The following is a 21,659-nucleotide window of genomic DNA, read 5'->3' on the forward strand; positions in this document are numbered from 1 at the left end:
TAAGCACTCTTTTCCTATTATGAACAAGAAGGCTTTATTCAATCCAACACAAACAAAGCCCAAAGAGCTTATGCTCCTTGGGCTTATCATCACACTTCCATAATAATTGGAATGATCATTGGCTTACGTTTGGTTTTTTCATAAAGGAATTGATTTAACACATCGCGCATGGATTGTTTAAGTGTTGACCAATCAACGACTGAGTTTTCTGTCTGCTCCTTGACAATCCCTTTTACTAGCTCTGTTGCTTTCACAATGAGCTCTTCGGATTCTCTTACATAAACAAATCCTCTTGTGATGATTTCAGGTCCGGAAATTAATTGTTTCTTTTGTTTATCAAGCGTAATCACCACAATTAAAATGCCGTCTTGAGACAATAGACGTCTATCGCGTAAAACAATGTTACCAATATCACCAACGCCAAGACCATCAATCAAAATGTTACCTTGGTGAACCTTTTCACCGATCTTCACGTTCTGTCCTCTGAATTCAACAACATCCCCTTTATCAATCAAGAAAATGTCACTGCGTTTCATTCCAATTTCTTCTGCAATACGTGAATGTGCTTTTTGCATGCGATATTCACCATTGACTGGGATTAAATACTTCGGCTTCAATAGATTCAGCATAAGCTTTAGTTCTTCTTGACAGCCGTGCCCAGATACATGCACACGCTTTTGAGCAAAAATAACTTGCGCTCCGCTTCTTGTGAGAAAATCGACTGTTTTAGAATAGATAAGCTCTTGTCCAGGGAGCGGTGTTGACGCAATCACAACCGTATCATCTTTTTCAATATGAAGCTGTTTGTGATTTTGTTTTGCCATTTTTGTTAAGGCGGCTAGCGGCTCTCCGTGGCTTCCAGCGGTCAAGATGACCACATCATTTTTCGCCATTTTTTTCACTTCTTGAGCTGGTACAAACAATTCTTCATCCGCTGTGACGTAACCAAGTTTAATCGCAAGCTGAAGTGTTGTCATCATATTCTTTCCTGCAACCGCAAGCTTACGGCCATTTTGAATCGTTGCATTGATGATCTGCTGTACACGGTTAATATTAGAAGAAGCTACAGCTACAATGACACGATTATCTGCATTGTACATCGCATTTGAGATTTCGTCTTGGACGAGCGCCTCAGAAGGTGTGTAGCCTGGTTTTTCAGCATTCGCACTGTCTGAAAGAAGTGCTAGAACACCACTATTTCCAATTTTTGCAATCTCTCCAATGTCACAGGCTTGGTTAAGCGCTGGGGTTTGATCAAATTTAAAATCACCTGTGCATACAATTGAACCAAGAGAGGTTTTGAAGCTAATTCCCACTGAGTCAGGGATACTATGGTTGGTTCTGAAAAATGACACCTTTGTTGTTTCAAATGGAATGACTGATTTAGCATGAACTTCACGCAAATCAGCTTTTTGATTAAAGCCATATTGTTTTAGCTTTTCTCGAAGTAAAGCAAGGGTCAGCTTCGTTCCATAAACTGGTACAGACAATTTACTTAAGCAATGGAATACGCCTCCAATTGCCTCATCATGTCCGTGGGTAAGAAAAATTGCTTTTACCCGATCAGCTCGTTCAGTTAAATAGGAGATATCCGGAATGACAACATCAATGCCTAGCATTTCGTTTTCTGGATGCATTAAACCTGCATCAACAACAAATATGTCAGAGTCAATCTCAATGACATATAAATTTTTCCCGATTTCTCCTACGCCTCCCAGTGCAATAATCCTTATGTTTTCTGTATTTATCTTTTTCAAAATTCTTATCCTCCTAGTCTCAAGCCCGTCCATCATCGCTTATTGCTATTATAACTGAATCTAATTTTAGAAAACAAGATGAAGTCACATTTTAAGAAAGTGTTTATGTATAAAAAGCGGTCATACTCAGGGACATCTGAGAATGACCGCTTCCGACATCTTTTCTTTTGATTAGCTGTTTAACACACTGCTTAAATCAAGTCTCTTTTCTTCTGACAAAGGCAAAAGCGGGAGACGGACGGATCCGACATCTAATCCTTTAAGCTGAAGTGCGGTTTTGACAGGTGTCGGATTTGGCGCTGAGAAAAGCTGCTTCATGATTGGGAGTAGCTTTTGGTGAATGAGTGCTGCATTAGCTGTTTGCCCAGAAGCATAGCTTTTGATCATCTGCTGCATATCAAGTCCAACGATGTGCGAGGCCACAGAAACTACCCCTTTAGCACCAACTGCTACAGCAGGAAGTGTTAAGCTGTCATCACCTGAGTATACATCAAAATCTTCTGGTGTTTCTGCAATGATTTTTGTCATCGCATCTAGATCACCGCTCGCTTCTTTCACTGCTACAATGTTGGGTATTTGTGCAAGCTTAATGGTTGTTTCCGGTGCTAAAGATGCAGCCGTTCTTCCTGGTACATTGTACAGCATAACAGGAAGAGATGTAGACTCGGCAATGGCTTTAAAGTGTTCATACATGCCTTCCTGTGACGGCTTGTTGTAGTAAGGTACGACAAGCATCACTGCATCGACGCCCGCTTCTTCTGCTTTTTTCGTTAGTTTGATAGACGCATTTGTATTGTTACTGCCTGTTCCTGCAATGATTTTACAACGACCATTTGATAATTTTACCGATTGCTGAAAAAGAGCGACTTTTTCTTCTGTCGATAAGGTTGGCGATTCGCCTGTTGTGCCTGCAACAACTAAAGAATCACTGCCATTTTTCAATAAGTAATCAATGAGAATTGATAGCTTTTGGAAATCAATGTTGCCCTTTTTATCAAAAGGGGTAATCATAGCTGTTATGATACTTCCGAAATTCATTTTATTCACCTCATCATGATTCAATCACATTTATCTTGAAAGTTCAAACACTTCATGCAGAGCATTTACAGCCGCTTTCATATTTTCTTCATGCACTAAAACCCAGATGGTCGTATGACTGTCAGCCGATTGCAAAATCGGGATGTTTTGCTCTGAAAGGGCCGATACGATTTTGGAGGTCACACCTGGAACGCCCATAATGCCGGCTCCTACAGCTGAAACTTTTGCACAGTTTGTTGTAACAAACGGCGTGTAACCAAGTTCTTTAAGGATCGTGGTTGCCTTTTCTGTCATCGCACCTGTTACCGTATATACAATTTCACTCGGTGTAATGTTAAAGAAATCGACACTGATTTGCGCATTTGCCATTGCTTTAAAGACCTCTGTTTGAACACTGTATTGGCCTTCTTTCGCCGGCACTTTGATTTGCGTAACATCATTGACATGAGCAATACCAGTAATGAGACGGTCATACACATCATGACTCATTTTATCTGAGTAATGGGAGGTCACGAGTGTACCCTCATCATCAGAATATGTTGAGCGGACCCTTATTGGTACTTTTGCTTGCATGGCAATTTCGACAGCCCGAGGGTGAATCACTTTTGCACCTTGGTAAGCAAGGTTACATATTTCAGTATAGGTGACGACTCGAAGTGGTTTAGCATTTTTTACAATACGTGGATCAGCTGTCATGACACCTTCAACATCTGTAAAGATATCAATAAAGTCTGCTTGTAATGCGGCTCCTAAAGCGGCTGCTGATGTATCACTTCCACCTCTTCCGATGGTTGTTACATCTCCATTCTTCGCCGCTCCTTGGAATCCAGCAACCACAACGACATCATGCTCAGAAAGTGCTGCCTCAAGACGGTCACATTTCATGTCAATAATTTTCGCATTTGTATGCTCTTGGTCTGTCACAAAGCCTGCCTGTGCACCGGTCATGGCAACTGATTTCAGACCGTTTTCAGTGAGCATACTTGAAAACACAACGGCTGAAATATTTTCTCCGCAAGATACAAGCAAATCTTTTTCTCGATTCGTCATGTGCTGAGCGCTGCCATAAAGAAGTCCAAGCAGCGTATCTGTAGCGTAAGGATCTCCTTTTCGTCCCATTGCTGAGACGACTACAACCGATTTATAACCTTTTTCTTTTGCAGATAGGATATGTGCGAGTGCTCTTTTTCTACCTTGATCATCTTTGACAGAAGTACCGCCGAATTTTTGGACAATTATTTTCACTGTTTTCACTCCAAGTTCATTCTGACGTAACAGAAGAGAGCAGGCGAAAGATGCCTAACTCTCTTCTGTTCGTCCTTATCATTCGTTAAATGTTATACTAATTTCAATGCTTTTAAGCTTTCTGCAATTTGAACTGAATTCCATGCAGCGCCTTTGAGCAGATTATCAGATACAATCCACAAATGGAACCCATTCGGGCGATCCAAATCTTTCCGAATGCGGCCGACAAATACGTCACTCTTCCCAACAGCGTCTAAAGGCATTGGATAAATTTGTTGAGACGGATCATCTTGTAAAGTAATGCCTGGTGCATCTTTTAAGATAGACTTAATGTCATCAACCGTTGCCTCGTTTGAATCAAGTTCAATGTAAACAGATTCTGAATGACCTGTTTCAATCGGAAGTCTTACACATGTTGCCGCTACTTCCAGCTCTGGCATATGCATAATTTTTTTCGTTTCATTGATCATTTTCATTTCTTCAAATGTATAGCCGTTGTCTTGGAATGTATCAATTTGCGGGATCGCATTGAATGCGATTTGATAAGGCATCACTTCTGGTGTAACATCTTCTTTATTTATAATGGCTGCTGTTTGGCTGTAAAGCTCGTAAATTGCCTCATATCCTGCACCTGATACAGCTTGGTATGTGGACACAATCACTTTATTTAAACCGTAAGCCTTGCGAATCGGCTCTAATGCAACAACCATTTGAATAGTTGAACAGTTAGGGTTTGCAATGATCCCTTGATGATCATGCAAATCTTTTTCGTTTACCTCTGGTACGACAAGAGGAGTGTTTTTGTCCATACGGAATGCACTTGTATTGTCAACGACAATTGCACCTCGTTTGACTGCTTCAGGAGCTAGCGCTTTTGAAACATTTCCTCCAGCACTGAATAATGCAATACTTACCCCTTCAAAGCTTTCAGGTGTTGCTTCTTGAACAGTATACTCTTGATCTCTGAATGTTACTTTTGTTCCAGCAGAACGTTTTGAGGATAGTAGAGTAAGTGTATCCATTTCAAAATCTCTGTCAGCTAGTGTTTTTAACATTTGTTGACCGACAGCTCCAGTCGCTCCAACTACAGCTACATGTAATCCTCTTCCCATCAGTAAAACTCCTTCCGACCCATCCATATTACTTTTCCTTCGGATGGTCATCTTATGACTTTTTACATTTTATTTTACCATAGAAAAGCAATGCTTGAGATATCTTTTTTGAATCTTTCTCGATTTTCTAGTGAATCTATTTTTCGTTTGGTCCTATTAAAATAGGTTGAATCTGTCTATGCTGAAGGGCTTCTTCTACTGTTTTGGATAGAAGGTCCATGTTCGCTACCATAGATGTCGGCTTTTTAAATGGGTCATCTTGACCAAACGGAATGAAGAAAATGTTCTTTGTCGACATCAGCCTCATGAGATTGGTACCGTTTAATCCAAGTGCATCGTTTGTTGAGATGCCTAATACAACGGGACGATGATTTCGAATGGTCGCCTTTGCAGCCATTAAAACAGGACTGTCCGTCATGGCATTTGCGAATTTTGCCATCGTGTTGCCTGTTAGAGGCGCAATGACCATACAATCAAGCGGAAGCTTAGGACCAAGCGGCTCCGCTTTCACAATCGAGTCAATCGCTTGATAACCTGTCAGCTTTTCAATTCGCTCAATCCATTCTGCCCCTTCTCCAAATCTCGTATTGGTGGACTGCACTGTATACGACACAACTGGACGAACCTCCGCTCCTTGCTTAACAAGTTCCTCAATTTGTGGAAATACTGCTTCGTACGTACAATGAGAACCTGTTAAACCGAAGCCGATTCTTTTTCCTTTGAATATTGTCATGAATCCATCCCCCTTTTTTCCTCCGCAAGCTCACATAAGAGTCCTGAAAGCACTTTTGCAAGGATTTGCCCTGCTGTCTTCGGTGCAACAATACCTGGGAGACCTGGTGCCAAAAGTGCCTTCACACCATGTTTTTGCGCAAAGTCAAAGTCCGTTCCACCTGGACGGGAGGCAATATCTAAAATCAATGTCTTAGGTGTCATGCAGACAATCACAGATGAATCTAATACTAAGCTTGGAATGGTATTGATGATGATATCAACATCTGCTACTTCCTCTTTTAAACGATCCATTGAAAACGGATTTAGCCCCATTTCAAAGGCTCGTGCCAAATGTGCGGTATCAGCAGTCCCTACTTTTACCGCCGCACCTAGTGCATGAAATGTTCGAGCAATTGTCAGTCCAGTTCTCCCAAGCCCAAGAACCGCTACACGTGATCCATGAATGGTATAGTCCGTCTGCTGAATGGCCATCATGATGATCCCTTCAACTGTTGGAATTGAGTTATATATAGCAATATCATCTCGCTCAAACAGCTTCACAAGCTTTCGATTCACCTGCTTTGCCAGATTGTCTAAATACGTATTGGAAATACCTGAATACAAGGTACAATGTGCTGGTGTTCTTTCTAAATATTTTGGGTCTAGCACAACTTTCTCATTTGAAAAAACTGTGGCAACGATTCCTTCATCTGTGACACCTGATACTGGCAAAATAATGCCATCGACTTGTTCAAATACAAGCTCAGACATTTTCAGTTTTTCAGCGCCGATAAACCCATGATCAAGCTGATCAAATCCGACCAAAAACACTTTGGCATGTTGCTGTGACAGCTTTCGAATGATCTCAAGCTGCCTAGCATCTCCCCCGATCACCGCAACCGTTAAACCGCTCAACATACTGATCGTTCACCTTCTTTATTTAAAAAAGTCTGTAATATTTTCTGAATCTCCCTTTCAGCATATGAGGAGAGGATTCAGCCTGTGAACAAATCGGAGAGAGAAAAGAAAAAGAGCACCCTTTTATGATGGGTGCTCTTTTCCCCCATGCGGCTGAAGTTCTTCAGGCACATCGAGAATGATCATATCTGATCCTATTTTTTGAATGTGTTTCCACGGAACGCGGATGTCATTTCCTTGTTTTCGAAAGCCAAACCACTTGACGGAAGGTATGATGAGTGCTGTAATCTGACCGTCCTGTTCATTAATTTCAAGGTCGGTTTGTCCCAGCACGCCAAGCCGCTCCGCTCTTTTCATATCGACTATCTCTTTTCCTGACAGCTCACTTAGCCTCAAAATCGCATCACTTCCCTTCCTTATGATATATGCCGTAAGCACATAAAATAGACTAACTTGTTTTCTTAAGGACCTTCATACATCTCTATTGGTGTACCAACCCGGTTCTAATTGCGTGAAATGTTGATGGTCAGAAAGGATTCTGTTCACCCGTTTTACCATCTGGTCTACGTGATGTGGGTCAAATTTCAACGTCCAGACAATAGAAGAAAACAAACTCATCGCCGTGTATATGGAGAAAAGAAGCCAAAATTCTTTTGAAGGTTGATTGCAAAAGTAACCATCAATTTGTCCAACAGAAAAAGGTATGCTTTTCTCCGTGCTAAATAAGGATAATTTATAAAAATCATGGATCGGATCTCCCCAATCATAATGATCAAAATCGATAGCTCCAGCATACTTTGCGTCTCGTATAATCAAGTTACCTAAATGAAAATCATCATGCTGGAATCGATTAGGCCGATTTTTTACCGCATCTGAATGTGAATTGATAAAGTCTACAACTATCTCATCATGTTCAAATTTCACACCACAAGATTGATATACATGTACATATCGTTCATGTTTAGCCATTACTCGCTGATCCCATGACTCTATAGAAGATGGCGCAACATATTCGTGCATCGACCTTAGTTCCAAACCAGCCCGTCTACCGATTTTATATTGCTCTTCACGTGTTCGTTTATGTATGAATTCTCTAGCATTTTCTCCTTCAATAAAAGGCAAAATGCTATAGGATAGATTGTGTTCATGAACAACCCCCATATCCATCACTTCTGAACAAAGAATCCCTTGTTTCTTGAACATACGGAGAATGTTCGCTTTTCTTTTTAAGGTGTTATACTGATGAGTACCTGTTAGCTTGAGCACCAGCTTTTCACCGTTCAAAATGGTAACTACATACGTACGATCCCCTGAGAACCCAGAACTCATTTGCTGAAAGAAGATGGCCTTACTAAGCAGTGGGGATAGCTGTTTCAGCTCTTCTTTTTTCATGTAAACAACTCCTTTCTTGTTCAACTATAAACGGCAGACCTCATTAGAAGCCTACCGTGTTGTTTACATTATGATGGCTGATCACCCGTCGGACTAATAAGCGAGAGCGCATAATCTTCTGTAAAGATTCTTTTAGATAAGTTATTCACGCCTTCTAATGTGACGTGATTAATTTCATCAATCATTTCATCAAGCGTACGATGTTTGCCAAGGAGCAATTCATTTTTACCATTTCGGCTCATCTTGCTGTTTGTGCTTTCAAGACTGAGCATGAGGTTGCCTTTCATTTGCTCCTTAGAATTTTCAAGTTCTTTTTGCGTGATTCCCTCACGTTTTAAGACGTCTAATGTTTGTAAAATGGTTTCAGAGAGTAGGTTTAATTGCTTCGCTCCAGTCCCGCCATAGATCGTCAGCATACCGTTATCTGCATATGAACTGTGATAGCTAAACACAGAGTAAGCAAGCCCTTTATCTTCTCTTACATCTTGGAACAGACGGCTACTCATACTTCCGCCAAGTACATTATTTAAGACAATTAAATCATAAATGCGTTCATCTCCAGCAGGAAGACCGTTAAAACCTAAGCATAGGTGCGCCTGCTCTGTTTCTTTCTTACGCGTTAGCTTGTCATAATGAAATTGCGGAGCTTCTACAGGCTGCTTTTTCCCTTTTCCTTCATAAGATCCAAATAGTTTTTCAATTTCAGTAATAAAGGTGTCTTCTACATTCCCTGCAACTGAGATCACCACACGATCTGGCGTATAGAATTCATCCATATATGTTCTAAGTGTGTCACCATTAAAGGTAGAAAGTGTTTGTTCTGTTCCTAGAATCGGATATCCTAATGAATGCTCACCGTAAATCGCTTTGCTAAGAAGGTCATGTACGATATCATCTGGTGTGTCCTCATACATTTTAATCTCTTCGTAGACTACATTTTTTTCTTTCTTTAGCTCTTCTTCATCAAAAGCTGAGTGAAAAAACATGTCGCTTAGTACATCAAGCGCATAATCCGCATGCGTATCAAGCACTTTTGCATAATAGCAAGTATATTCCTTGGATGTAAATGCATTCACTTGACCGCCAATACGATCAAAAGATTCTGCAATATCACGAGCTGATCTCGTTTTTGTACCTTTAAAGAACATATGCTCTAAAAAGTGTGAGATTCCATTAATCTCAGGTGATTCATGTCTAGAACCAGTTCCAATCCAGACACCAATAGCTATAGATCTCACAGCGGGAATGTTTTCAAGTACAATTCTTACTCCATTTTGGCATGTATACGTTTTGATCAAATTTTGCTCCTCCTATTCAACAAACAGATCACGTCACGACTGTCTTTTTTCACTTAGGAGTTCAGAAACAGTTCCTAATTTATATCCTCTTTCTTTCATCTGAGTAATGAGTGCGTCAAGACTTTTCGACGTTGAATCTGTTGGATGCATTAATATCATCGCCCCATTGTGAATTTTCCCAAGCACCCGTTTTTGCAAAACCTCTGGTGACGGTTTTTGCCAGTCAATGGTATCTACCGTCCACATGATGGTTTCCATTCCTTCTTGTGCGGCCAGCTTAATTGTTTCTTGTTTAAAGCTCCCGCTTGGAGGTGCAAACCATTTCGGTTTTATTCCAAGGGACTCTTCAATTTGACGATTCGTTTTGATAATCTGCTCTAATGCTCGTTCTCTTGTCAGTGTGCGCATATCTGGGTGATTGTATGAATGATTTCCAATTTCATGACCATCTGCCACAATTTTTTTGGCAAGCTCTGTGCTCTTTTTCACCCATTTTCCTTCTAAGAAAAAGGTGGCCTTGACTTGATGCTTTCGCAGGGTATCTAACATGTTTATTAAATGCTCGTCACCCCAAGCCACATTGATTAAAAAAGCATTCATTTTCTTATCCGGATGACCCCTATAAATAGGCTCAGCACCAAGCTCATGTAAATGAATGGCAGGTTTGGTTTCTTTGAAGACAAGCCGTTTTTCATCGAATTTCCCAATTTTTCTCATTTGTTCATAAGAAGATTCGATATCTACTATTTGTCCGTTTAAGCCGGGCATCTTTTTCCACACCTTATCAATCTTAGCATTTTGCGCCTTCACTTCATAGTTAGAAGACTTTGATTCAATCTCTTGATAAAGAGTATCTTTTGAAATAGATACCACCTCGGCTTGCTCTTTCATTGATTCGATATATGTGACAGCAGCTGGCTGTTTCATCGTTTGATATGACACGAGCAGTAAGAACACAAACACAATGATCGGCAACTTTTTTTTCAATGGCTGTCCCTCCCTTTATCACAAAATATGATAGAGAGAAACAAGCTAGAACTATTGTTGCCCGCAAGAAAAGAAAGAAGCCTGGCACGGATACCTGGCTTCTCAACATCTTATTTGGCCTGCTTATGACTGTTTTTCTTCTTTTTCCTTTTCTTCACGTAAAACGGCTTTGCGAGATAGGTTGACCCGACCTTGTTTATCGATTTCAGTGACTTTAACGAGTAATTCGTCACCGATCTTCACAACATCTTCTACTTTACCAACACGATCAAGCGCAAGCTCAGAAATATGAACAAGTCCATCTTTTCCGCTGAAGATTTCTAGGAATGCACCGAATTTTTCAATGCGTTTGACTTTACCTAAGTAAAGTTGCCCAACTTCCACTTCTCTGACAAGATCTTCAATGATTTTCTTCGCTTTTTGGTTCATGTCTTCTTCTGTAGAAGAGATAAAGATGGTACCGTCTTGTTCGATATCGATTTTCACACCGGTATCTTCAATGATTTTATTAATTTGTTTACCGCTTGGTCCAATGACATCGCGAATTTTATCAGGATTAATTGCCATTGTTAAAATTTTTGGTGCATAACGTGACAATTCTTTTCTAGATTCAGGGATTGTTGACAACATACTGTCTAAAATTTCCATTCTCCCTTTTTTCGCTTGTTGAAGTGCCTCTTCTAAAATCTCTTTAGATAGACCATCAATTTTAATGTCCATTTGTAGTGCCGTTACACCTTTTGATGTGCCAGCTACTTTAAAGTCCATATCTCCAAGTGCATCTTCCATTCCTTGAATGTCAGTAAGCACTGTGTAGTAATCACCAGACTTGACAAGTCCCATTGCAATCCCTGCAACTGGTGCTTTAATCGGTACACCAGCATCCATCATTGCAAGTGTACTTGCGCAAATACTTGCCTGTGAAGTAGATCCATTTGATTCTAATACCTCTGAAACGAGGCGAATGGTGTAAGGAAAATCTTTTTCAGATGGGATCACAGGTTCTAATGCACGTTCACCTAAAGCACCATGTCCGATCTCACGACGACCTGGACCACGCATTGGACCGGTTTCACCCACACTGAATTGCGGGAAATTGTAGTGGTGCATAAAACGTTTTGATTCTTCAACACCTAAACCGTCGAGAATCTGCACATCACCTAATGCACCTAATGTACAAATACTAAGCGCCTGTGTTTGCCCTCTCGTAAACAGCCCTGAACCATGTGTTCTTGGCAGAAGTCCTACTTCTGAAGAAAGTGGACGGATTTGATCTACACCGCGTCCGTCTGGACGTATTTTTTCTTCTGTAATGAGCCTACGAACTTCATTTTTTACAAGCCTGTTCAATACGTCTTTCGCTTGTTTGATAGTAGCTTCGTCGCGCTCTTCTTGTTCAAATTTCTCAATCACAGCTTTTTTCACAGCGCTGATCGCATCTTCCCGAGCGTGCTTTTCATGTACTTGAATCGCTTTTAGTAGATCTGTTTCAGCGAGTTCTTTTACTTCAGCTACTAATGTTTGATCTATTTCGTATAAAGGAATGTCGATCTTTTCCTTGCCAACTGCTTTCACGATTTTCTCTTGGAATTCGATTAAGCGTTTGATCTCTTGATGACCATACATAATCGCTTCAAGCATTGTTTCTTCTGGTACTTCATCTGCACCAGCTTCTACCATGTTGATCGCATCTTTTGTACCAGCCACAATAAGGTTAATGTCGCTTTGTTCAAGCTGCTCAACATTTGGGTTAATGATTAACTTTCCATCAACACGTCCAACTGTTACACCAGCAATTGGTCCCTCAAATGGAATGTCAGACACACATAATGCTAAAGATGAGCCAAACATTGCTGCCATTTCAGATGAACAATCCTGATCCACACTCATGACAATACTAATGACTTGAACTTCATTTCTAAATCCGTCAGCAAACAGTGGACGAATCGGTCTATCGATCAAGCGACTAGCAAGGATCGCCTTTTCACTTGGGCGTCCTTCTCTTTTAATGAATCCACCAGGAATTTTACCTACTGCATATAATCTTTCTTCGTAGTTTACTGTGAGCGGAAAAAAATCAAGTGGTTTTGGTTCTTTAGAAGCTGTTGCCGAGCTAAGCACAGCTGTATCTCCATAACGTACGAGAACCGCTCCGTTTGCTTGCTTTGCAAGCTGGCCAGTTTCAACTGTCAGTTGACGTCCAGCCCAGTCTATGGTAAAGACATGTTTCTCTTGTCCCATTCTGAGATAAACTCCTCTCTTATCGTGAATTTTTTAGGTTGCTTTTATTATGAACAAAATGATTTTCACATATCAATATGAAAGCTGTATGTAGAAGGGTTTTTGCCATTCTTTCAACATTTTAACCATAAAATATTAGTGATTATACGATAAAAAAGCGGGAATCCTCCCGCTTTTTACGATTATCGACGTAAGCCTAGTTTGTTAATTAACTCACGGTAACGAGTTACGTCTTTATTACGCAGATACGTAAGAAGATTACGACGTCTACCTACCATTTTCAAAAGACCGCGACGTGAGTGGTGATCTTTCTTATGAGTACGTAAATGCTCGTTCAAGTTGTTAATTGATTCTGTTAGGACAGCGATCTGAACTTCTGGAGATCCAGTATCAGATTCGTGCGTTTTGAACTCATTGATTAATTGAGTTTTACGTTCTTGAGTAATAGCCATCCTGTTTCACCTCCAAATCATGTTAGCCCCATCTACCTCGCAACCGTCGGTGAAGTCGGCCTGCCAAGTAAGTGGTTTTAAAGCTACAGGAATTATCATACTAAAAAAATGCTAAATATGCAAATGGTAGAGACGCTTTTCTAAGATTTTTTTGTTTGATCCGGGTGTTCTTGAAAAAACTGAATCGCTTCTTCTTTATCCTTAGCTATTTGAGCTGTTAGTTCTTGGATTCCGCTAAACTTTTGTTCGCTACGGATACGCTTATACCATTGTAATTTAATTGGTTCGCCATAAATTTCTTCGTTAAAATCAAAGAGATTCACTTCAATGGCAGGCTGATCAGGACGCTTTTCATAAAAGGTCGGTTTGTAGCCTACATTACAAACGCCGTCATACGTTTTGCCTTTTACTTCTGCTCTTACTGCATACACGCCTGTTGGAGGAATGATATATTCTGCTGATAGACCAACATTGGCTGTTGGAAAACCGATCGTCCGCCCGCGCTTGTCTCCATGTATCACGATACCACGAAGCTGATAAGGCTTTCCAAGCAGCTCACTGACATATTCGACGTCTCCAGTTTTTAGAGCAGATCGAATCAGTGTTGAGCTGACTTTGCGATCTTGGTTGGACAGCTTAGGGACAATGGTTGATGCAATACGTCCCTTTCCATATTCATCGAACGTTTCCATAGTTCCTGCACCAAATCGGCCAAATGTAAAATCAAACCCAGCAACCGCATGCTTCACATTCAGTTCATCCAAATATTGATCCACAAACTCTTGAGGGGATAACGCTGCAAATCTTTCACTGAATTGTACAATATATAAGTAGTCAGCACCCAGCTTTTCAATGAAATCAATCTTGTCCTCAAGCGGTGTAATTAAGTCTTTTGGTTCTCGTGCTTTTTGCAGAACATGTGATGGATGTGGATGAAAGGTCATCACTGCGAGAGCCATTCCTTCTTTATGAGCAATTTTCTTTGCCTCATCAATCACTTTCTGATGTCCGAGATGCACGCCGTCAAAATACCCTAAAGCCATCACAGATGGGACTTGGTCCTTTTGATTCAATGTATGCGGATGTGAAATATGTATAGTCTTCACGAGATGGTCACCTTTTCTTTAAGATTGCTTGTCCTGAGATAAGATTTTCGCCGGCTTCATCAGCTCCAGTTTGGTCGGATGCTTCATATAAATCGCGATACAACGACCAGAAGAAGTAAATACAGCGACACGATCCTCCTTTGCAAAATGAGCAAACTCATCAGGCATCGGCAGGACTGCACCGTTTTCCACTTTACTTGCTAATGTATCACTTATCTCCCATTTCGGCAAATGATTGAGCGCACGTTCAATTGGAACAAGATACTCGTCTACATTTCCTTGCTCCTTGACAGCACTCAGCTCCTCGAGGGTCATGCACTCATTTAGTGTAAAGTCACCTGCCCCTGTACGAATAAGTTGTGACATATGGGCTGGATAGCCAAGCTTTTTCCCTATATCAACTGCTAACGTTCTTACGTAAGTCCCTTTTGAGCAAAGAACGGTGAATCTAAAAGTGACTTTGCCCTCTTCAAATGTAACTGGTGTTGTCCGTTTTATACGATAGATGGTAATCTTGCGGCTTGGGCGCTCAATTTCTATGCCTTCTCTCGCATATTCATATAGCTTTTTCCCGCCAATTTTCACAGCAGAAAACATGGGAGGAATCTGTTCAATAGTTCCTTCAAACTGTTTTAAGGCTGCATCAATTTCATCTTCTGAGATTGGTTTTTGCACCTCTTTTTTATCTACTACTTCCCCTGTCTGATCTTCCGTGGTCGTAGAAAAGCCAATGGTGATTTCCGCATCATACGTTTTTGTTTTATCGGTTAAGTATTCGACAATTTTAGTTGCTCTGCCAATACACATTGGCAAAACACCGGATACTTCGGGGTCAAGGGTTCCTGTATGCCCTACTTTTTTTGTGTTTAACATTTTCCTCACTTTAAACACACAATCATGAGAGGTCATTCCTTTTTCTTTATGTAATAAAAGAACACCATTTAACATCTGCGTTCTCTCCTTTCGTAAACGATGAAAAAGGACAGACGGTCTTCGTCTATCCTTATTTCAACGTCTTATTCGTGATCTTTTGCGTTTAGTTCTGCAATGAGGCTTTCAATTCGATTACCATAATCAACCGATTCATCGAACTCAAAGTGAAGCTCTGGAGTTTTTCTAAGTCTAATGCGATTACCAATTTCAGAGCGGATATAGCCTTTAGCCTTTGCGAGGCCCTTTAAGGTCTCCTCTCTTTTCTTCTCATCGCCAAGAACAGAAATATAGACTTTAGCAATTTGTAAATCACCGGATACTTCAACATCTGTTACGGTCAAAAAGCCGATTCTTGGATCTTTTAGCTTTCTGCCGATAATGTCTCCCAATTCTTTCTTCATCTGTTCACCTACACGGGTTGCTCTCATACTCATGATCTTATCACCTCTAATTAAAACCACTCAATTTTCGTGATCGTTCGTTCAATTTCAGGAAAAGAATCAATAAAGCTTAATACACGTTGAAGTTCTTTTTCCACTTGAACCCGAGATGAGGAAATAACGGCGATTCCAATTGATGTACGCTGCCATGTATCCTGATAGTCCATTTCAGCAATGGTCACATTGAATTTATGGCGTGTTCTTGTCAAAATACGCTGAAGAACCGCACGCTTTTCCTTCAGTGAGGATGCATCATAGATCATGCACTCACATTCGGTATAACCGATCATTTTCTTTCAATTTCTTGCATAACGAATGATTCCATAATATCGCCTTCACGGATATCATTGTATTTCTTAATAGTAATACCACATTCATACCCTTGTGAAACTTCTTTCACATCGTCTTTGAATCGTTTTAATACGTCTACTTCACCTTCAAAGATCACGACGCCGTCACGGATTAAACGGATACCACTATCTCTTGTAATCGTTCCCTCGGTTACATAACCTCCGGCAATTGTACCAATTTTAGATACTTTGAATATTTGACGAACTTCAACTTGACCGATGACTTTTTCTTCATATTCAGGATCAAGCATTCCTTTCATGGCCGCTTCAATTTCGTCGATGACATTATAGATAATGCGGTGCAAGCGGATATCCACATTTTCTGCTTCAGCTGTGCTCTTTGCGTTTCCGTCAGGACGGACATTAAATCCGATGACAATCGCATTCGATGCACTTGCTAAGATGATATCTGATTCTGTAATTGCACCAACACCCGTATGGATGATTTTCACTTTCACGCCTTCTACTTCAATTTTTTGAAGGGCCGCAGTCAATGCTTCAGCAGAACCTTGTACGTCTGCTTTCACGATTAAGTTGATATCTTTTACTTCACCTTGTTTGATTTGCTCAAATAGGTCATCTAGAGACAATTTCGCTTTGTCTGAACGCTGTTCATCAAGCTGTTTCGATGCACGCGCTTCTCCCACTTGACGAGCTGTTTTTTCGTCTTTAAATACAAGGAACTGATCCCCTGCATTTGGTACATCGTTTAAGCCAGTAATCTCAACAGGAGTTGATGGTCCTGCTGATTTCACGCGGCGTCCAACGTCGTTGACCATTGCACGGACACGGCCGAATGTATTACCGACAACAATTGGGTCACCTACATGAAGTGTACCTGTTTGAACAAGAAGGGTGGCGACTGATCCTCTACCTTTATCAAGCTCTGCCTCGATCACAGTACCTTTTGCCGGACGATTTGGATTGGCTTTCAGCTCTGCTACTTCGCTGACAAGAAGGATCATTTCGATCAATTCGTCAATTCCTTCACCTGTTTTAGCAGATAGCGGCACGAAAATGGTTTCCCCGCCCCATGCTTCTGGTACTAGTCCATGCTCAGTCAGTTCCTGCATCACACGGTCAGGGTTTGCTGTTGGTTTGTCAATTTTATTGACAGCGACGATAATTGGAACTTCAGCCGCTTTCGCATGGTTAATGGCTTCAATTGTTTGTGGCATTACACCGTCATCTGCTGCAACAACAAGAATTGTCGTATCTGTTACTTCAGCACCACGTGCACGCATTGTTGTGAATGCTGCGTGTCCAGGTGTATCAAGGAACGTGATTTTCTTGCCATTTTCTTCAATTTGGTATGCACCGATATGCTGTGTAATTCCACCAGCTTCGCCTTCAACAACCTTCGTTTTACGAATGCTGTCAAGAAGGGTTGTTTTCCCATGGTCAACGTGACCCATAATTGTGACAACTGGAGGGCGTACTTGCATATCTTCTTCTTTATCTTCAACTTCATACTTTTCTAGTTCAGTTTCTTCTAAAATGATCACTTCCTCAACTGGAACACCGTATTCAGAAGCGATTAATTCAACTGTATCTTTATCCAGCTCTTGGTTTATTGTCGCCATAACGCCAAGCATCATGAGTTTTTTTATGATTTCAGCTGATTCTTTTCCAAGTTCTTCTGCAAGCTGGCCAACTGTCATTGAATTTGTAAATTCAATTTTTTCAGGAAGCTCTTTTTTAGGCTTCACTGATTTAGCTTGCTGATGCTGCGCTTTGTTGTTACCTCCGCGTTTATTTTTATTTTTGTTTTGGTTGTTTTTTTTGTTTTTATTAAATTGATTATTCTGCACGTCATTCTTCTTTCTATCATTGTTTTTGTTAGATGATTGTTTTTTTTGTTCTGCTGGTTTCTCGTTAGCTGCCTCTTTTGCTTTGGCTTTTTTATATATGGCGTCTAGCTTTTTCACAGTGTCTTCTTCTAGCGTCGCCATATGATTGTTCACTTCCACGTTCATATCTTTAAGCGCTGCTATAATATCTTTACTTGAAACATTTATGGCTTTTGCGTATTCGTATACTCTTACTTTAGCCATTTGTTCACCCCCAAATAAATTAATCGAGCAAGCTTATGAGCTTCTTTGCGAAGCCTTGGTCAGTGACAGCGACAACTACGCGAGCTTCCTTCCCAATAGAACGTCCAAGTACGGAACGGTCTTCAACTTTTCTAACCGGAACATTATAAAATTTGCATTTGTCAGATACCTTTTTCTCTGTATTTCGAGAGGCATCTGCTGCAAGAAGAACCAGCTTTGCACGCGCATGTCTAATTTCTTTGATCACTAGATCTTCTCCTGACACGACTTTACGAGCTCGATTTGCTAGACCAAGCAAAGGATACCATTTAGATTCTGTCATTTGGATTTTTTCCCTTTTCAGCTAGTTCTAGTAATTCTTCAAATATTTGTTCGTCAATCTGTGTCTGAAACTGCTGCTGTAAACTGCGTTTATTCTTTGCCGCAAGAATAATTTCTTTATCGAGAGATAGGTAAGCTCCGCGGCCGTTCTTTTTTCCGGTTTCGTCGACAGACACTTCTCCTTCTTTAGAGCGGACAATGCGGATTAGCTCTTTCTTAGGTTTCATTTCTCCCGTCACGACGCATTTTCTAAGCGGGATTTTTTTTCGGCTTTTCACCTTTTATATCACCTCTTATTCGTCAGATTCCTCAGCTTGTGGTTCAGCTTCTAAGAAAAGAGATTCAGAGTCCTCAGTTCTTGGAAAAATACCGAGTTCTCTTGCATCTGTTTCGCTTTTAATGTCAATCTTCCAGCTAGTCAGCTTCGCTGCCAGACGCGCATTCTGACCTCTTTTTCCAATCGCTAATGATAGCTGATAGTCTGGTACAATCACTGTAGTGGACTTATCTTCTTCATTGACAATGACATCAAGCACTTTTGATGGACTTAAGGCATTGGCAACAAATTCAACTGGATCATTTGACCAATGAACAATGTCGATTTTTTCGCCTTTTAGTTCATTGACAATTGCTTGTACACGCTGACCTTTTGGTCCAACACAAGAACCGACTGGATCGATATCAGGATCATCTGTACGAACAGAGATTTTAGAACGATCTCCAGCTTCTCTAGCCACTGATTTAAGTTCTACAGTACCATCATAAATTTCTGGCACTTCAATTTCAAATAAGCGCTTTAAAAGACCTGGATGTGTTCTAGACACATAAATTTGTGGTCCTTTTGTCGTTTTCTCTACTTTTGTGATGAACACTTTGATGCGGTCATGTGGTTTGTAGTCTTCATTTGGCATTTGTTCATTGACAGGAAGAAGGGCTTCGATTTTGCCAAGTGACACGTAAATAAATTTACTGTCAATTCGCTGAACGATTCCCGTCATAATGTCTTCCTCACGATCAATGAACTCTGTGTAAATCACACCGCGCTCAGCTTCTCTTACTCGCTGCGTGACAACTTGTTTCGCTGTCTGAGCTGCAATGCGCCCAAAATCTTTTGGCGTGACTTCAATTTCAACGACGTCCCCCACCATGTAATTCGGATTGATGCTGACTGCATCATCTACAGAGATTTCAAGGCGAGAATCATACACTTCATCTACAACATCTTTTCTTGCAAATACGCGGATTGTTCCAGTTTCACGGTTCAAATCAACGCGAACGTTTTGCGCTTGATTAAAGTTACGTTTGTATGCAGAAATGAGTGCAGCTTCAATCGCTTCAATAATAATTTCTTTACTAATACCCTTCTCTTTCTCTAGAACAGTCAGGGCATCTAACAACTCACTACTCATTTTTATGGTTTCCCCCTTATATCAATTAAAAGGTTAATTGAACGAAACTGCTAATCTCGCGTTAGCAATTTTTTCGTATGGAATATTGATCTCTTTCTTTCTTGTCTTGATCTTCACTGTCACTGTTGCCATCTCACCATCAAAGCTTGTAAGCTCACCTTCAAATGCTTTTTCACCATCAATTGGTTCGTATGTTTTAATGAAAACATTTTTTCTAAGTGCTTTTTCAAAATCAGCTTTTTTCTTTAATGGGCGCTCCGCTCCAGGAGAGGACACTTCAAGAAAGTAGTTTTGGCTAATCGGATCTGCCTCATCAAGCTTTTCGCTCAAGGCTTCGCTCACTTTGGCACACTCTTCGATATCGACGCCTTTGTCAGAGTCAATAAATACGCGAAGGAACCAGTTTTGACCCTCTTTGACAAATTCAGTATCAACGAGTTCAAGCTGTAAGCCATCTAAAATTGGCTGCACCATTTCGCTTACGATCTCCACTACTTTTTTGCTCATTCTCTTCCTCCTTGTGCTTTCGATAAACGCTCTTATCAATCATTCTGCATAAAAACCCTGCTTTATGTGAGCAGGGGGAGCAGAAAACGGATGAATAATGTCGAGACAAAAATTGCCTGATCAATACAAAAGAGCGGGTTTCCCCACTCTTGTCTCGGTAATCGTTAGCATTTCCATAAAAACTATACCATATCCATTTTTTTTATGCAAATGAAGTTCCTTATAAACGAGCATTTATCATCAGTTCTTTTCGTTCATTCTTTTTGCATGTTCACTGATAAGTGACGCCGTTGAACTCTGCTTTATGATTCGGAATCCGTCATAATCCGGATAGAGCGTGTCATCATCTTGAATGCTTGTTAAAAGCCAGAATTGACTGCCTGCACCTCCGAGTCGGTCAACGGTCGCTAGCCAGCTTCGGTATACCTCATTACGATCTGAATGATTTTGATAGCCAAACTCTTCTAACACCACAGGTTTTCCTATCGCCTTCCCCCGAGTGATATGATCTTCAATCCATTTCACTCCCCAAGCGGCTGATTTGTTCCAATGATCTGGGTACAAGTGATAGGTTCCATAATCAATATTCGGAAGGGCGGTCAGACGGTCCCAGTCAACGCCTTCTCCTCCCCGATAAAACCAATCTTCATGTCCTTCAATGTGAAAGAAACCTTCATCTCCTACTGCCACGAGATGATGTCGATCAATTGAATTGATAAATGAGCTCATTTCATTTGCCCAGTTTACTAATATATCGCCTGTAGGATCAGACTGCACTCGGGGCTCATTGGCAAGCTCCCATGTCATAATGGCAGGATCATTTTTATATTGAACACCTGTATACGTATTGGTTCTCTCTAATACATAGCGGACATAATTTTTATAGGCTTGCTTGATTTGATCATCTGTATAAAAGTTATCATGTGTGCCTGCCTGAAACCACTTGACATATTGATTCATTCCGCCAAAATCATCCCAGTTGTTGACAAGCGGAATGACAAGCTTTATTCCTTCCTGTCCTGCTTTATGAATCGCATAATCCAGTTTGCGAAAGCCAGATTCTTCATAAACCCCTGGACTAGATTGCAAGACTGAATTCTCCTGAGGTGTACCGTCATGAAACCCCCAAATACGAACGACTTTTAGATTCATTGCTTTCATATCATCAAAAACAGCATCTACCATCTTTTTTGATTTGTAATGGAAATAATAGTTGTTTGTGCCGGCAAAGTAAAATGGCTGATTGTTCAAAACGAATTGTGTACCGGAAGTTTGGACAAACGAAGAAGCCGCCTTTACGGTGACAGGAAGACAAACAGTCCACACTGCAAGTACCAGTAAGAAACACTGCACCATTTTAAACCATCTTTTCATTCAAACTCTCC

The 21,659-nt window shown here is 40.7% G+C and carries 22 protein-coding genes; all 22 read right to left on the reverse strand.

Features of this window, described 5'->3' with window-relative positions:
- Nucleotides 1-89 precede the first annotated feature (89 nt).
- Complete coding sequence (gene rnjB, locus ABVJ71_RS03950; RefSeq protein WP_353855704.1) at nt 90-1,757, reverse strand: ribonuclease J2; 1,668 nt, start codon at nt 1,755-1,757, stop codon at nt 90-92.
- A 171-nt stretch (nt 1,758-1,928) separates the two neighbouring features.
- Nucleotides 1,929-2,795 (reverse strand): 4-hydroxy-tetrahydrodipicolinate synthase, encoded by an 867-nt coding sequence (gene dapA, locus ABVJ71_RS03955; RefSeq protein WP_353855705.1) that lies wholly within the window; start codon nt 2,793-2,795, stop codon nt 1,929-1,931.
- A gap of 30 nt (nt 2,796-2,825) precedes the next feature.
- On the reverse strand, nt 2,826-4,040 hold the full coding sequence (gene dapG / locus ABVJ71_RS03960; protein WP_353855706.1) for an aspartate kinase: 1,215 nt from the start codon (nt 4,038-4,040) through the stop codon (nt 2,826-2,828).
- A gap of 92 nt (nt 4,041-4,132) precedes the next feature.
- Entirely contained in the window at nt 4,133-5,152 is a 1,020-nt protein-coding gene (gene asd / locus ABVJ71_RS03965; RefSeq protein ID WP_353855707.1) for an aspartate-semialdehyde dehydrogenase, read from the reverse strand.
- A gap of 136 nt (nt 5,153-5,288) precedes the next feature.
- Entirely contained in the window at nt 5,289-5,885 is a 597-nt protein-coding gene (gene dpaB / locus ABVJ71_RS03970) for a dipicolinate synthase subunit B (protein ID WP_353855708.1), read from the reverse strand.
- The gene (gene dpaA, locus ABVJ71_RS03975) at nt 5,882-6,784 is read right to left on the reverse strand and encodes a dipicolinic acid synthetase subunit A (RefSeq protein WP_353855709.1); all 903 of its coding nucleotides are present in this window, start codon (nt 6,782-6,784) and stop codon (nt 5,882-5,884) included. Before dpaA ends, dpaB begins: the two co-directional genes overlap by 4 nt.
- A gap of 123 nt (nt 6,785-6,907) precedes the next feature.
- Nucleotides 6,908-7,180: a YlmC/YmxH family sporulation protein gene (locus tag ABVJ71_RS03980; protein ID WP_353855710.1), complete on the reverse strand. Its 273-nt coding sequence runs from the start codon at nt 7,178-7,180 to the stop codon at nt 6,908-6,910.
- Nucleotides 7,181-7,255: 75 nt separating this feature from the next.
- Nucleotides 7,256-8,176, reverse strand: coding sequence for an aminoglycoside phosphotransferase family protein (locus ABVJ71_RS03985; RefSeq protein WP_353855711.1), 921 nt, complete (start codon nt 8,174-8,176; stop codon nt 7,256-7,258).
- Nucleotides 8,177-8,244: 68 nt separating this feature from the next.
- Nucleotides 8,245-9,474, reverse strand: a complete 1,230-nt coding sequence (locus tag ABVJ71_RS03990) for a pitrilysin family protein (RefSeq protein ID WP_353855712.1) — start codon at nt 9,472-9,474, stop codon at nt 8,245-8,247.
- A 33-nt stretch (nt 9,475-9,507) separates the two neighbouring features.
- Nucleotides 9,508-10,401 (reverse strand): polysaccharide deacetylase family protein, encoded by an 894-nt coding sequence (locus ABVJ71_RS03995; RefSeq protein ID WP_353856550.1) that lies wholly within the window; start codon nt 10,399-10,401, stop codon nt 9,508-9,510.
- A gap of 183 nt (nt 10,402-10,584) precedes the next feature.
- Nucleotides 10,585-12,702 (reverse strand): polyribonucleotide nucleotidyltransferase, encoded by a 2,118-nt coding sequence (gene pnp / locus ABVJ71_RS04000; RefSeq protein WP_353855713.1) that lies wholly within the window; start codon nt 12,700-12,702, stop codon nt 10,585-10,587.
- Between the two features lie 182 nt (nt 12,703-12,884).
- Nucleotides 12,885-13,154: a 30S ribosomal protein S15 gene (gene rpsO / locus ABVJ71_RS04005; protein WP_008354438.1), complete on the reverse strand. Its 270-nt coding sequence runs from the start codon at nt 13,152-13,154 to the stop codon at nt 12,885-12,887.
- A 140-nt stretch (nt 13,155-13,294) separates the two neighbouring features.
- Nucleotides 13,295-14,260 (reverse strand): bifunctional riboflavin kinase/FAD synthetase, encoded by a 966-nt coding sequence (gene ribF, locus ABVJ71_RS04010; protein WP_353855714.1) that lies wholly within the window; start codon nt 14,258-14,260, stop codon nt 13,295-13,297.
- An 18-nt stretch (nt 14,261-14,278) separates the two neighbouring features.
- Entirely contained in the window at nt 14,279-15,208 is a 930-nt protein-coding gene (gene truB, locus ABVJ71_RS04015; protein WP_353855715.1) for a tRNA pseudouridine(55) synthase TruB, read from the reverse strand.
- Nucleotides 15,209-15,276: 68 nt separating this feature from the next.
- Nucleotides 15,277-15,627, reverse strand: coding sequence for a 30S ribosome-binding factor RbfA (gene rbfA / locus ABVJ71_RS04020; RefSeq protein ID WP_353855716.1), 351 nt, complete (start codon nt 15,625-15,627; stop codon nt 15,277-15,279).
- A 17-nt stretch (nt 15,628-15,644) separates the two neighbouring features.
- On the reverse strand, nt 15,645-15,923 hold the full coding sequence (locus tag ABVJ71_RS04025; RefSeq protein ID WP_008354445.1) for a DUF503 domain-containing protein: 279 nt from the start codon (nt 15,921-15,923) through the stop codon (nt 15,645-15,647).
- On the reverse strand, nt 15,920-18,037 hold the full coding sequence (infB, locus tag ABVJ71_RS04030; protein WP_353855717.1) for a translation initiation factor IF-2: 2,118 nt from the start codon (nt 18,035-18,037) through the stop codon (nt 15,920-15,922). The genes ABVJ71_RS04025 and infB overlap by 4 nt, the downstream gene beginning before the upstream one ends.
- Before the next feature lie 19 nt (nt 18,038-18,056).
- Nucleotides 18,057-18,359 (reverse strand): YlxQ family RNA-binding protein, encoded by a 303-nt coding sequence (locus ABVJ71_RS04035; RefSeq protein WP_353855718.1) that lies wholly within the window; start codon nt 18,357-18,359, stop codon nt 18,057-18,059.
- Entirely contained in the window at nt 18,346-18,636 is a 291-nt protein-coding gene (locus ABVJ71_RS04040) for a YlxR family protein (RefSeq protein WP_353855719.1), read from the reverse strand. Before ABVJ71_RS04040 ends, ABVJ71_RS04035 begins: the two co-directional genes overlap by 14 nt.
- A gap of 15 nt (nt 18,637-18,651) precedes the next feature.
- Complete coding sequence (gene nusA / locus ABVJ71_RS04045) at nt 18,652-19,767, reverse strand: transcription termination factor NusA (RefSeq protein WP_353855720.1); 1,116 nt, start codon at nt 19,765-19,767, stop codon at nt 18,652-18,654.
- A 33-nt stretch (nt 19,768-19,800) separates the two neighbouring features.
- Nucleotides 19,801-20,274 (reverse strand): ribosome maturation factor RimP, encoded by a 474-nt coding sequence (gene rimP / locus ABVJ71_RS04050; protein ID WP_353855721.1) that lies wholly within the window; start codon nt 20,272-20,274, stop codon nt 19,801-19,803.
- A gap of 240 nt (nt 20,275-20,514) precedes the next feature.
- Nucleotides 20,515-21,648 carry a cellulase family glycosylhydrolase gene (locus ABVJ71_RS04055; protein ID WP_353855722.1) on the reverse strand — a complete coding sequence of 378 codons (1,134 nt, stop codon included), beginning with the start codon at nt 21,646-21,648 and terminating at the stop codon, nt 20,515-20,517.
- Nucleotides 21,649-21,659: the final 11 nt, after the last annotated feature.

Origin of the sequence: Bacillus sp. Bos-x628, assembly GCF_040500475.1 — a bacterium.
GTDB lineage: Bacteria > Bacillota > Bacilli > Bacillales > Bacillaceae > Bacillus > Bacillus maqinnsis.